Annotated in this window: 13 protein-coding genes; 3 read left to right on the top strand and 10 right to left on the bottom strand. The window is 65.4% G+C overall.

Annotated elements, in window-relative coordinates:
- Positions 1-6: 6 nt before the first annotated feature.
- From WHZ77_RS09120 to WHZ77_RS09165, 10 genes are all read right to left on the bottom strand, one after another.
- Positions 7-747, bottom strand: coding sequence for an SDR family oxidoreductase (locus WHZ77_RS09120; protein ID WP_375313369.1), 741 nt, complete (start codon positions 745-747; stop codon positions 7-9).
- Between the two features lie 24 nt (positions 748-771).
- Positions 772-1,542 (bottom strand): SDR family oxidoreductase, encoded by a 771-nt coding sequence (locus tag WHZ77_RS09125; RefSeq protein WP_375314686.1) that lies wholly within the window; start codon positions 1,540-1,542, stop codon positions 772-774.
- A gap of 15 nt (positions 1,543-1,557) precedes the next feature.
- The gene (locus WHZ77_RS09130) at positions 1,558-1,938 is read right to left on the bottom strand and encodes a carboxymuconolactone decarboxylase family protein (protein ID WP_375313370.1); all 381 of its coding nucleotides are present in this window, start codon (positions 1,936-1,938) and stop codon (positions 1,558-1,560) included.
- Between the two features lie 28 nt (positions 1,939-1,966).
- Positions 1,967-3,202: an ABC transporter substrate-binding protein gene (locus tag WHZ77_RS09135; RefSeq protein ID WP_375313371.1), complete on the bottom strand. Its 1,236-nt coding sequence runs from the start codon at positions 3,200-3,202 to the stop codon at positions 1,967-1,969.
- A gap of 35 nt (positions 3,203-3,237) precedes the next feature.
- Positions 3,238-4,488 (bottom strand): ABC transporter substrate-binding protein, encoded by a 1,251-nt coding sequence (locus tag WHZ77_RS09140; RefSeq protein WP_375313372.1) that lies wholly within the window; start codon positions 4,486-4,488, stop codon positions 3,238-3,240.
- Positions 4,489-4,521: 33 nt separating this feature from the next.
- Positions 4,522-5,229 (bottom strand): ABC transporter ATP-binding protein, encoded by a 708-nt coding sequence (locus WHZ77_RS09145; protein WP_375313373.1) that lies wholly within the window; start codon positions 5,227-5,229, stop codon positions 4,522-4,524.
- On the bottom strand, positions 5,216-6,988 hold the full coding sequence (locus WHZ77_RS09150; RefSeq protein WP_375313374.1) for an ATP-binding cassette domain-containing protein: 1,773 nt from the start codon (positions 6,986-6,988) through the stop codon (positions 5,216-5,218). The genes WHZ77_RS09145 and WHZ77_RS09150 overlap by 14 nt, the downstream gene beginning before the upstream one ends.
- A 2-nt stretch (positions 6,989-6,990) precedes the next feature.
- On the bottom strand, positions 6,991-7,926 hold the full coding sequence (locus WHZ77_RS09155) for a branched-chain amino acid ABC transporter permease (protein WP_375313375.1): 936 nt from the start codon (positions 7,924-7,926) through the stop codon (positions 6,991-6,993).
- 169 nt (positions 7,927-8,095) lie between these two features.
- Entirely contained in the window at positions 8,096-9,433 is a 1,338-nt protein-coding gene (locus WHZ77_RS09160; protein WP_375313376.1) for an MmgE/PrpD family protein, read from the bottom strand.
- 30 nt (positions 9,434-9,463) lie between these two features.
- A complete protein-coding gene (locus WHZ77_RS09165) occupies positions 9,464-10,357 on the bottom strand; it encodes an NAD(P)-dependent oxidoreductase (RefSeq protein WP_375313377.1) in 894 nt (297 codons plus the stop codon).
- 278 nt (positions 10,358-10,635) lie between these two features.
- On the opposite strand from WHZ77_RS09165, the gene WHZ77_RS09170 reads away from it, so the two are divergent.
- From WHZ77_RS09170 to WHZ77_RS09180, 3 genes are read left to right on the top strand one after another with little or no spacing between them, the layout of a single operon-like run.
- Positions 10,636-11,988, top strand: a complete 1,353-nt coding sequence (locus tag WHZ77_RS09170; protein WP_375313378.1) for an MmgE/PrpD family protein — start codon at positions 10,636-10,638, stop codon at positions 11,986-11,988.
- Positions 11,989-12,016: 28 nt separating this feature from the next.
- Positions 12,017-12,403 carry a carboxymuconolactone decarboxylase family protein gene (locus WHZ77_RS09175; RefSeq protein ID WP_247348113.1) on the top strand — a complete coding sequence of 129 codons (387 nt, stop codon included), beginning with the start codon at positions 12,017-12,019 and terminating at the stop codon, positions 12,401-12,403.
- A gap of 21 nt (positions 12,404-12,424) precedes the next feature.
- Complete coding sequence (locus tag WHZ77_RS09180; protein WP_375313379.1) at positions 12,425-13,234, top strand: N-acyl homoserine lactonase family protein; 810 nt, start codon at positions 12,425-12,427, stop codon at positions 13,232-13,234.
- Positions 13,235-13,244: the final 10 nt, after the last annotated feature.

Below are 13,244 nucleotides of genomic sequence, written 5' to 3' on the forward strand. Positions count from 1 at the left end.
GAAAAGTCAGTACCGGTTTACAGGTAGAATCATCATTTCGGCAATTTGAACGTGGGCGGGCTGGTCTAGGGCGAAGACGATCGACCGGGCAATATCAGCAGGTTCGAGCGCCAGCTTGAACTGATCGAAATAGTCCTGTTCCTTCTGCTTGTCGCCGCGATAGCGGGTCAGGATGATGTTGGTCCTGGTCAGGCCGGGCTGGAGCTCGGTGACCCGGATCGCGGTTTCCGCCAGTTCGCCCCGCAGGGTCTCGCTGAACATGTGCACGCCCGCCTTGCTGGTGCTGTAGGCGGCCATATCCGGGACAATGCGGACCGCGTTGATCGAGCTGATGTTGACGACATGGCCGGCATTGCGCCGAACCATGTCGGGGAGGATCGCGCGAGTGACGCGCATCAAACCGATCAGATTGGTCTGGATGATGTTGGACCAGTCGTCGGCGGAGCCGGCATCGAACCGCGTTCGCCCGCCGATATCGTGCCCGGCGTTGTTGATCAGGATGTCGACCGGCTTGAACTGCGCCGGAACGGCCTCCGGCAGGCGATCCACGGCCTTTGCGTCGCTGATGTCGAGCTGGATCGGAAACACGGCGTTGCTTGCCGTCGCCGCCAGTTCCTGAAGCGCCTTGGCGTCGCGGTCGACCAGCACGACGCGGCGGCCACTCTCCAGCAGCGCCTTGGTGATGGCGCGTCCCATGCCGCCAGCGGCACCCGTCAGCACGGCGGTCTGGCCCGATTGTTCAGTCATCGCAACACTCCCATTCCAATGCTCTCATGCGACCGACCAGCCGCCGTCGATCGGCAGGCTGGCCCCGGTGATGTCGTTTGCAGCCGTGCCGCAGAGAAAGACGACCATGGCGGCGACGGCATTCATCTCGATGAAGCGCTGTGTCGGCTGACGCTCGCCGAGATATTCGCGGGTCGCGTCCTCGACAGCACGGCTGCTGGTCGTTGCCATGGTGGCGATCTTGTTGAGGATGGCGGGCGTCGGCAGCGTGCCGGGGCAGAGCGTATTGCAGGTGATGCCGCTGCGCGCCGTCTCGATCGCCACCGCGCGGGTCATGCCCAGGATGGCCGTCTTGGTGGTGACGTAGTCGATGCGGTCCTCGACCGCGCGGCTCGAATAGATCGAGCCCATGTTGATGATCCGGCCCCAGCCGCGCTGCTTCATTGCCGGCAGCGCGAGGCGAATGAGGTGAAACGGCGCGGAGAGGTTCACGGCCAGCGCCTGCTCCCAGCGGTCGGGCGGAAACTGTTCGATCGCGGCGAAGTGCCTGACAACCGCGTTGTTGACGAGGATGTCGATGGCGCCGCAGCGATCGAGCAGGTCGGCCATCATGGCCTCGATCGCCTCGCGCCGGGACAGATCGACGCCCGCCGCGATCACCTCGACGCCGAAGCGGGCGCGGAGATCATCCGCGGCCTGCTTCGGCGTAGTGAGATCGTGAAGGACGATGTTGGCGCCCGCGCCGGCCAGGCCTTCCGCGACGGCAAAGCCAAGGCCCGCCGTCGCGCCGGTCACGAGTGCCCATTTGTCCTTCATCGCAGTCACGCGTCCTTATTTCTTGTCGAGCTCGGCGAAGACGTCCTTCGCGTTCCGGAACGCGTCCACGCCGGCCGGCACGCCGCAATAGATCGCGACCTGCATGAAGACCTCGCGGATTTCCTCCTGGGTCGCACCGTTGGCGAGCGCGCCTCGGACATGGGTCTTCAGCTCATGCGGACGATTGAGCGCGCAGAGCATCGCCAGATTGAGGAAGCTGCGGGTCTTGCGCGTCAGGCCTTCTCGGCCCCAGACGTAACCCCAGCAATACTCCGTGGTCAGGTCCTGCATCGGGCGATTGAACTCGTCCGCGGATGCGATCGCCTTGTCGACGAACTCGTTGCCGAGCACGCTCTTGCGGATTTCGAGGCCGCGGTCGTAAGTCGCCTTGTCCATGTTGTTCTCCGTTGTCTTTGAGGCGGTATCAGTTCTTCGGCCAGAACGGCTTTGCCAGCGCGAGCTCCGGCGGGAACACCGTCACCGGCACGCCGGCCTGCCATTGCACGATGGTCATGCCGGCGCCGACGCGGCGGCCCTTCTCGTCGAACTTGATCTCGCCCAGCGGGTAATATTTCGAAGGACCGCCATCCATGGTGCGCAGCGCCTCGCCGACGGCGACGCGGTCGGCCTTGCCGGCCTTCTCCAGCGCGTCCTTGATCACCCACATGTCGCCATAGGTGGAGATCGCGTTCTGCGTCATCCACGGCTCCTTGTAGCGGGTCTTCAATTCGGCGATCAGCGCCTCGTGGCCCTTGGCGCCCCAGCTCGCGACGCAGGTCAGCACGCCCTGGAGCAGTTCGGGGCTGACGGTCTGAAGCATGTCCGGCTCGGCGATCGCGATGCCGAACGAGATGGTGGGCACCTTGCCCTGGCCGAGGCCGAACTCGTTCATCTTCTCGAGCAGCAGTTTTGCGTCCGAGATCACCGTCGGCAGGAAGAACAGCAGATCGGGCTTGGCCGAACGGATCTTCTGCACCAGCGACGTCGCATCCGCGAGCGGCGGCGTGAACGTCTCGTCGACGACCAGCTGCAACTGGTTCTCCGCCAGCAGGCCTTCGCGCATGGCCTTGGCGGAGGCGATCGAGGCGCCCGTGTTGTCGGTCAGGATCGCGACTGTCTTCGGCCGCTTGCCGGAGGCCGTCTCCGCCAGCTTGATGAGCTGCGGCAACGCCTGCCGTGCCTGCGAGCCCGCGGTCGCCGCGGTTTGGAATACGTATTTGAACCCGCGGTCGGTGATCAGGTCGGAGTAGGAGAGGGTGAGCACGGGAAGGTTGGCGCGCTCGGTCACTTCCGTCACCGCGAGCGTGAATGAGGACAGGTAAGCGCCGCTGGCCGCAACCAGATCGGTCTCCTGCGCGACCATGCGCTGTGCCGCGTTCTTCGCCTTCTCCGTGGTGTCGCCGGAATCCAGCACCACGAGCTTCAGCTTGGCGCCGCCAAGCGCCTTGACGCCGCCTTGCGCGTTGATGTGGTCGACCGCCATTTCGGCGCCCTCGCGCATCACGGTTCCCGGGCGGGCATAGAGACCGGAGATCGGCACCAGCAGGCCGACCTTCACCTCGGCGGGTTGTTGCGCCCAGGCGCGGGATGCGATCAGTGTGCCGGAGGCGCCGGCCAACAGTGTCCGCCGCGAGATCGTGATCTTGCTCTTTGCAGTCATGATAATTCTCCTCCCTGAAAAATCGCGCGACGCTGTCAGGATTTTTTCGGCCAGAACGGCTGCGCCTGCGCGAGCTCGGGCGGATAGACGGTGACAGGCACGCCCGATTGCCATTGCACGATGACGACGCCGGCGCCGACGCGGCGGCCCTTCTCGTCGAATTTGAGCTGGCCGCCCGGATAGTATTTCGACGGGCCGGCATCCATGGTGCGGAAGGCCTGCGCGACCGAATTGCGGTCGGCCTTGCCGGCCTTCTCCAGTGCCTCCTTCATCAGCCACATGTCGCCATAGGTCGAGATGACGTTCTGCGTCATCCAGGGCTCCTTGTACTTGGCCTTGAGCTCGGCGATCAGAGCCTCGTGGCCCTTCGAACCCCAGTTCGCGACAACGGTCATGATGCCCTGCACGGTCTCCGGACTCACGCTCTGGAGCATGTCGGGCTCGGCGATGGTGATGCTGAAGGACACGGTCGGGATCTTGCCCTGGCCGAGGCCGAACTCGCTGATCTTCTCCAGCCCGAGCTTGGCGTCCGACACCGCGTTCGGCATGAACAGCAGCAGGTCGGGCTTTGCGGAGCGCACCTTCTGGATCAGCGGGGTGGCATCCGACAACGGCGGCGTCCAGACTTCCTCGACGACGAGCTGGAGGCCTTCCTGCGCGAGCAGCTTGTCCTTGAGCGCCTTGGCGGTCGCGACGGAGGTCGCGGTGTTGTCCATCAGCATCGCCACGGTCTTGGGCTTCTTGCCCGACGCGTTCTCGGCGAGCTTCATCAGCGTCGGCAGGCCGAGCTCGGACTGGCGGCTCGCGGTCGCGGCGGTCTGGAAGATGTATTTGAAACCGCGGTCGGTCAGCAGGTCCGAATAGGACAGCGTCAGCACCGGCAGCTCGGCGCGCTCGGTCACCTCGGTGACGGCCAGCGTAAAGGAGGAGAGATAGGAGCCGGTGGCGGCGACGAGATCAGGCTCCTGCGCCACCATGCGCTGCGCCGCGTTCTTGGCCTTTTCGGTGGTGTCGCCGCAGTCGATCACCACCAGCTTCAGCTTGGCGCCGCCGAGCGCCTTGATGCCGCCCTGCGCGTTGATGTGCTCGATGCCCATCTCGGCGCCCATCTTCATGACCTGGCCGGGGCGGGTGTAGATGCCCGAGAGCGGCACGATCAGTCCGACCTTGATTTCGGCGGGTGTCTGCGCGCGTGCAACGCCGGCAAGGCCGACGGCGGCGGCGCCGGACAGCACGGTCCGGCGCGTCATTCCCTTCGATATCCTGCCCTTCGATGTCTTGTTCATTTTGTTATCTCCCTGGTCTTTGTTTCTTATTGGTCACATGCCGAGATAGGCTTTGCGCACCCGGTCGTCGGCGCGCAGCGTGTCGTTGTTGCCTTCGAGCACGACATGCCCGGCTTCGAGGACATAGCCGTGATCGGCGGACTCCAGCGCTTCCGCCACGCGCTGCTCGACCAGCAGCATGGTCAGGCCGGACTGCCGCCGGATGTCGATCAATCGCTCGAAGATGAAATCCGCGGTCGACGGCGCGAGTCCCATCGATGGCTCGTCCAGCATCAGGAGCTTCGGCGAGGAAGCGAGGCCGCGCCCGATCGCGAGCATCTGCTGCTGGCCGCCGGACATGGTGCCGGCGAACTGGTTACGGCGCTCCTTCAATACCGGCAGCCACTCGAAGATGCGCTCGATATTGCCCTGCCAGTCGCGCCGGCCGCTCTCGGTCATCGCGCCCATTTCCAGGTTCTCCATCACGGTCAGCGACGGGAAGACCTGGCGTCCTTCCGGGACATGGGCGATGCCGAGATGGGCACGCTGCGGCGGCGGCACCGCGAGAAGGTCGACGCCGTCGAACGTGATCTTACCGCCGCTCGGCTTCACGATGCCGGAGATCGTCTTGAACAGCGTGGTCTTGCCGGCGCCGTTGGGGCCGACGATCGCGACGAACTGGCCTGCGCCGACGTTGATCGATACGTCGTTCAGGACGGGCTTTGCGGAGTAGCCTGCGCGCAATCCCTCAATGCGGAGCATGGGCCACCCACTTCTTGCCGAGATAGGCTTCGATCACGCGGCTGTCATGAGTCACCACTTCCGGAAGCCCCTCGGTGATGACGGCGCCGTGGTCGAGCACGAGGAAACTGTCGACCAGACGAACCATCGCCTGCATCGTGTGCTCGATGATGGCGATGGTCATGCCGTCGCGCGCCAGCTGCTGGATCACGGCGACGACCTCGTCCGCCTCGCCGTGGCCGAGGCCCGCCAGTGTCTCGTCGAGCAGCAGGATGCGCGGCTGGCCGGCGATCGCGCGGGCCAGCTCCATCAGTCGCAGCTCCTTGGTCGAGAGCTCGCCGGCGACACGGTCGGCGACGGCGGAGAGCCCGACCCGGGCGACCGCGTCGGCGGCAAGCTTGCGGGCCTCCGCGTCGGTGCGGGCGCGGACATAGGCGCCGACCACGACGTTGTCGAGGATCGACATGCGCAGGAACGGCCGCATCACCTGGAAGGTGCGGCCGATGCCGGCCTCGCAGATCACGTGCGGCCGCTGACCGGACATGTTGCGGCCGTTGACCAGCACCTCGCCCTGGCTCGGCTTCAGAAAGCCGTTGAGGAGGTTGAACAGCGTGGTCTTACCCGCGCCGTTGGGTCCGATGATGCCGAGGATCTCGTTCTTGTGCAGCTTGAAGCTGACATCCTGCACGGCCTTGAGGCCGCCGAAGGAGCGCGAGAGATTGCGGACCTCCAGAACCACTTCACCGGTCGCGGCGCGCTGCCGTGCGGCCGGCTTCAGGGGGGTGACGCTGACTGCGATCGTTTCCGGAGTGGCGCCGGTCGTCGCTGTGGACGCATTACGCTTGCGCAGGAGATCGCGCAGTTTCCAGAACAAGCCTTCCGGAGCGACCAGGATGACGCAAACGATGGCAAAGCCGAAGATCACGCCCTGGATGCCGGGGATGCGCGCGCCGGCTTCCGCGTGCAGGATTTCGGCGAGCGGGATCAGGATCACCGAGCCGATGACCGGTCCCCAGACCGTGCCGACGCCGCCGAACATCGCGACCGTGAGCGCCTGCGCCGACACCAGCATTCCGAACACGGATGCCGGGGTGACGACCAGCAGCACCTGCGCGTAGAATCCGCCGATGGCAGCGGCGATTGCGCCGCTCAGAATGATCGCGCGCAGCTTCCAGGCCAGGGTGTTGATCCCTGCCGCTTCGGCTGCGGCCTCGTTCTGCTTGATCGCGAGCAGCGCCATGCCGAAGCGCGAGCGTTCGATGATCTGCGTCAGCACGATTGTGGCCAGCATGATGCCGAGCCCCAGCAGCGTGTAGATGTGGGGATCGGAGAACTGCATGTAGGCGATCGGGGCGTCGCGCTTGATCGGAAGCGTCACCTCCTGGAAGCCGAGCCACTCGAACACGTAGAGAATGGCGAGCGGGTAGGCGAGCATGGCCAGCGCGAAGTAATGCCCCTGCAGGCGGAAGGTCGGAAAGCCGATCAGGAGCCCGGCGATGCCGCCGAGCATGGCGGCAACCGGGATCAGCAGCCACGGCGAGATGTCGAAATAGATCTGCCCGAGCGCGGTCGCATAGGCGCCGATTCCGAAGAAGGCCGCATGGCCGAACGAGATGAGCCCGGTGTAGCCGCTGAGCAGATTCCAGGACAGCCCGAACACCGCCCACACCGGCACCAGCGTCAGGATGAGCTGGTAGTAGGAGTTGGTGACACCGAGCGAGATCCCGGCATAGGCGAGCGTGAAGAGCAGGGGAGGCAGGAACGAACGCATCCGGAGCATGGTCACGTCCTCTCGACCATGCGCCCGAAGAAACCTTGCGGGCGGAAGAAGATGATGAGGAGGAATACGGCGAAGATCGCGGCGTTCTGCAACTGCGTCGGCAGGATCAGCGTCGACATCTGCTGGACGAGGCCGATCGTCATGCCGCCCCAGAACGCGCCGATGATGCTGCCCATGCCGCCGAGCACGACGCCGGCATACATCACGATGACGTATTCGAGCCCCACGAAGGGATGGAACGGATAGTTGGTCGCAAGCAGGCCGCCGGCAATCGCGGTGATGCCGCAGCCGAGCGCGAAGGCGGTGCGGTGCGCGCGATCGACGTCGATGCCCATATAGGTCGCGGCGGTCGGATTGTCCGCGGCGGCGCGCAGCGACTTGCCGATCCGCGTGCGCGTGATCAGGAGCGAAAGCAGAACCATGATCGCGAGCGACACGATCGCGTCGATGCTGCGCGCCTTGTTGAGGAAGATGCTGATGTCGAGGAAGGGAACGAGCTCCCACGCCGAGCTCGACAGCGGCGTGCGGATCGAGGCCAGCACGGATCCGAACACGATGAGACCGCCATTTTGCAGCATCAGCGCGATGCCGAGCGTCAGGATGAGCTGGGCGTAGTGACCGTCGCCTTCCAGCGAGGCGGTGCGCGTGCCCGAGACGCGCGAGATCAGGGCCAGATGGACGAAATAGCCAAACACGGCGAGCACGGGGCCGGCGAGCAGGATGGCCACGAACGGGCCCACCGTGTTGCCGAACAGGGTCTGGATGCCGGCGGCGGTGAAGAGATAGAAGGCGGCATACATGCCTAGCATCATGAAATCGCCGTGGGCGAAGTTGATGACGCGCATGACCCCGAAGATCAGGCCGAGCCCGACGCACATCAGGCCGTAGACGGCGCCGATTAGCAGGCCCGCGGCGAGCGCTTGCAGGAATCCTTCCATCAGCCCCGCCTCCACGCGGTGGTCGCGCCGGTTTGCCGGCGATCGCTGGCTGCTGACGATGCTAGACTGGTCTCGAAGTCGACCATGTTTCCCCCATTACTCTCCGGCACTTCTTATGATGCCGATCGTAAAACCCGTTCCGGTGCGCCCAGACGGCATTGTGCTGCGATCACGCCGGCGTCCCGAGCTGTTCGCAATCGTCGATGAGTTGCTCGAGCCGATGCGCGCGGTCCTCGCCGAGGGCTTTCGCTGCGGCAGCGCGGAAGCGCGCGCGAATATCTGCCGGCGTTGCGGCGATGACATCGGGCAAGGCGTGCCGGATCGTCCGGCCGCCGCGCAGATGCACGGTCACTTCCGCGCCCTGCTTGCCGGGGAAGGCGGCGGTGAAGCCGGCGTCTGCCTTGAGATCGGTGACCGAAACCAGGCGGACGATGTCGGTATCATCGAGCCCGGCATAGTTCTCTTCCTCGATCTCGCCCCGCGCCAGCGTCGCCGCGACGCTGAAGGGAATGCTCATCTTGGCCTGGAGCGCGTTGCGGTAAGGCCCCATGGAGTCGCAGCCGGGATAGCGAACGGCAGCGTCAGGCGCGCGAATGTCGACGCGGTCGACCTCATCCGTGCCGGCAAGCTCGTGCGAGACGCGGAGTGCCGCTTGAACTGCGGTCTGCGCGAAATTGCAGGCCGGGACCGGCTTGTTGTAGACGGCCATGATCTCGCTCTCTCCGTTGGGGAAGAGCGTGATGCTGTCGGGCGCGGCGTGGCGGCGATAGGCGGCGAACAGGCCGGCTTCGCCTTCGATGATCGTTTCCGAGCCGAAGGCGCCGGCTGCGGCAAGGCCGATGGCCTTGATCGCGTTGCTGGCCGCAAAGCCCGGATGGAAATACATGTCGGAGCCGCCGGCATGCGGCCATTCGTTCAGACCGCTGGACGTGTTGGCCGCAATGGCGATGGCACTGGTCGCGGCGTCCTCGGAAAGGCCGAGCGCAAAACTTCCCGCTAGCGCCGCGCCCAGCGGCGCCACAAGGCCGGTCGGACGATAGAGCCGCGCGAGATCGGAGGTCAGGAGCGCGCGGCCGATCCGCGCGCCGGTCTCATAGCCGATGATGGCGGCAACCAGCAGCTTCGTTCCGGGTAGCGGCGTCTGCTCCGACAGCGCGAGCAGGGTCGGCCAGATCACGACGCCATGATGCGCGATGCTGGCGGCATGCATGTCTTCACGCACCAGGCCGTGTCCCATCACGGCATTGGCGAAGGCGGCGTCGGCCGCTGAGGAGCGCTGCGAGGTCCCGATGATCGTGGCGTCGCCGCCGGCCTGCGCGATCGCAACCGCCTGACGGCTCCACGGGTGATTGCCAGCCTCGAAGGCGCAGGACAGGAAGTCGAGCAGGCAGAGCTTTGCCTTCGCGACGACCTCCGGCCCGAAATCTCCGAGATCGCGTGCAAGCACGCTCCGCGCCATCTGGCGCGCAAGCGATACCTTGCCTGATCCGGTCGGGTCGATCGTCATCGCAATCGCTCTCCCTGAATGCTCGTGCGCTTAGCCGCGCATCTCGACGCCGGCCCACTCTTCGAGCACCTTGGCGATCGAGGTGAAGTCGGACGCCGCTCCGTATTTGGCATTGGTGATCGCGAGCATCTGCCGCACCACCGCGCCGCAGACCATCGGCACGCCCATGGCTTCGGCCTCGTCCACGCAGAGCCGGACATCCTTGTAGGACAGGCCGGTGGTGAAGCCGAAATCGAAGGTGCCGGGCAGCACCGCGCGGGGAAACTTGTCTTCCGAGGCGCTGTTGCGGCCGCTGCTGGCGTTGATGATGTCGATCAGCACCTTTGCGTTGACGCCGCCTTTGACGCCCATCGCGACCGCCTCCGACGTGATGACGAGCGCTGCGGCCGCCATCAGATTGTTGGCGAGCTTGGCGGTCTGCGCCACGCCGGGCTTGTCGCCGGTGTAGAACAGCTTGCCGAAGTTCTTCAGGATCGGCTGCACGGTCTCGTAGGTCGCCTGCGGGCACGACACCATCACGGCCAGGGTGCCGTTGACGGCGCCCTTGATGCCGCCGCTCACGGGCGCATCGACGAGCGTCATGCCCTTGGCCTTCAGGCCTTCCGCGACGAACTTCGCAGCGCCCGGACCCGAGGTCGACAGATCGATCACGATCTTGGCGCGGGTGCCGCTGCTGATGCCGTCCTGGCCGAGCGTGACGGCCTTGACGATGTCGGGCGTCGGCAGGCTGGCGAGCACGATATCGGCGCGCGAGGCGACGTCGGCCGGCGACTTGCCGAGCTGAGCGCCGCGCTTGACCAGCGCTTGGGCCGCTTCAGCCTGCGTGTCATAGACAACGAGCGAATAGCCCGCGTCGATCAATCGCCCCGCCATGGGGCCGCCCATGCGGCCCGTGCCGATTACGCCGAGAATCTCTCCCGCCATCGTTTACTCCCTGTCGCGCGATCCCGTGCTGGGCGCGCCTTCTTGATCTTGTGGTCGATATCGTCTGGTCGAACGTTTTCGCCGGCCGGCCTCGTCGGCCGCCGCCGTCGTCGCCGCGGGGTCCGCGCCAATGGGCCGGATTGTTATGATTGTCAGACAAGCTGTCAAGCATAACATTTGGGGTCGACAGTTTGCCGCGGATCGGCATAAGGTCCGGGAAAACGAGGAAGACGCCCCGCGTGCCGCAAGACCAGGTTCGACAAGCCCCGATTCCAGGCGTGAGCAGGACGCTCGCCGAGTTCGTCGCGGCATCTTCATGGGCGGACGTCGAGGCGCAGAGCCCCGAGGCGCGGCGATCCATCCTCAATTTCTTTGCGACAGCGCTCGGCTCCGCGCGCGATCCCGTGGTCATGGCTGCGCTGCGCACGCTGTCGCCGTTCAGCGGGGCCGCGACATCCACGGTGATCGGTCATTCGGAGCCGATGGATGCGTTGTGCGCCTCGTTTCTCAATGCCGTCTCGGCGAATCTGCTCGATTTCGACGATACCCATCCCGAGACAATCATTCATCCGGCTGCACCGGTGGCCGCGCCGATATTGGCGCTCGCGGAGATGGGCAAGCTATCCGGGCGCGAGGTGCTGACGGCCTTCATCCTCGGCGTGGACATCGAATGTCGCATCGGCAATTCAGTCTCGCCGCGCCATTACGCGCGCGGCTGGCACATCACCTCGACCTGCGGAATCTTCGGCGCGGCGGCGGCGTGCGCGAAGTTGCTGGGGCTGCCGGCGGACGGGATTGCGAACGCGATCGGTCTTGCGGCGAGCCAGTCGGCCGGCAATGTCGAGAACCTGCCGAGCGCCGCCAAGAATGTCAGCGTCGGCAACGCGGCGCGCAACGGCTTGTTCGCAGCGCTGCTGGCGCAGCAGGGTTATGAGGCCGCGCCGCGTGCCATCGAAGGTCCGCGCGGCTGGGCCCGCACCATGGGAGACGAGCCCGATCTCGCCCGTCTGCTCGACGGCCTCGGCAGGACCTGGGAGATCGCGAAGAACACCTACAAACCCTATCCCGCCGGCATCGTGTTCCATTCGGTCATCGACGCCTGCCTGGTGCTGCGCGAACGGATCTGCCGGCAGATCGATCAGATCGAATCGGTGACGGTGCAGGGCTCGGCGCTGCTGCTGGCGCGCGGCGATCGTCCGGTCAACAACGAGCGCGACGCGCGCGTCAGCATCCATCACTGCGTGGCCTGCGGGCTGTTGCTGGGGGCAGCCGGCGTGCCTGAATTCTCGCATGAGACCGTGGTCCGGCCCGATATCGCGCGGCTGCGGCAGAAGGTGAGGTCGGAGCTCGATGCTCAGATGCCCGACGGCGCTGCGTGCGTCATTTTGCGCCTGTCGTCCGGTGAGACTCTCACCGAGACCGTCGTCTCGCCGCGCGGCAGCCAGGCTGCCCCGCTCGGAGATCGCGATCTCGAAGAAAAGCTGCGCGAGGGCGTGCGGACCGGTCGAAGCGATTGGGATGCGGACCGCGTCATCGATGCAGTCTGGCGGCTCGACGCGGCCGATGACGTCGGCAATCTCCTGAAATCGTTGCGCCCGCCGCCGGCAGCGAGCCTCACTTCTTCCAACTAGACTCTCTCAAGACTTGAAAGGGACGATCATGAGCAAGACCGAACTGTTCGAAAAGGGCCTCAAAGTTCGCAAAGAGGTGCTCGGCGAGGACTACGTCAACAAGTCCATTGCCGGCGCCGACGAGTTCACGCGCACGATGGCGGAGTGGTCCACCGAGTTCTGCTGGGGCGCGTTGTGGACGCGGCCCGGCGTCGACCGGCGCACGCGTTCGATCGTCAATCTGGCGATGCTCGGCGCGCTGAACCGTCCGCACGAGCTGAAGCTGCACGTGAAGGGCGCCCTGAAGAACGGGCTGACCAAGGAGGAGATCAAGGAGATCCTGCTCCAGGTCGCGGTCTATTGCGGCGTACCCGCCGGCATCGACGCTTTCCGCAACGCGCGCGAGGCCTTCAACGAGGTCGACGCGAAGCCCTGAGTACGGATTGTGTGAGCTGTCATGGCTGACCCGGAATACGAGCTCTTCGCCATCCGCTACGCCACGCGTGATGCGCAGCGGAGCGAGCACTTCATCGGCGGCGACCCGCATGACGGGCCGATGCCGATGGACTATTTCATGTGGCTGGCGCGGGGCGGCGGCCGCACCTTCGTCATCGACACCGGGTTCAACGCCGAAATTGCACGGCAGCGCAGGCGGACTTTCCTGCGCTGCCCGGTGGAGACGCTTGCCGCGTTCGATGTCGACATCGCCGACGTCAAGGACGTGATCCTCACGCATCTGCACTATGACCACGCCGGCAATTTCGACCGGTTTCCGAGCGCGCGGTTTCATCTCCAGGAGCGCGAGCTCGCCTATGCCACCGGGCGCTATATGCACTATCCGCGATTGTCGCATTCCTTCGAGGTCGAGGACGTCTGCGGGATCGTGCGGCTGAACTATGCGCGCCGGGTGCTGTTCTACGATGGCGATGCCGAGATCGCCCCTGGCTTGACGGTGCACGCGGCCGGCGGGCATTCCGCCGGCCTTCAGTTCGTGCGCGTCAACACGCGGCGCGGTCCGGTCGTGCTCGCCTCCGACGTCAGTCATTTCTACGAGAACATGACGAGCGAGCGTCCGTTCACGACGGCGTTTCATGTCGGTGACATGCTGGTCGGGTTCGACAAGCTGCGCGCTGCGGCGCCGGACGAAGATCACATCGTTCCCGGTCACGATCCGTTGGTGATGAAACGTTATCCGGCGCCAAGCCCGAAACTGGATGGCGTTGCCGTTCGCCTCGACGTGCCGCCATCCGGCGCTGCTCATTCGTAGGACGCTGAGA

The sequence above is a fragment of the Bradyrhizobium sp. A5 genome, assembly GCF_042076515.1.
Taxonomy (GTDB): domain Bacteria; phylum Pseudomonadota; class Alphaproteobacteria; order Rhizobiales; family Xanthobacteraceae; genus Bradyrhizobium; species Bradyrhizobium cosmicum.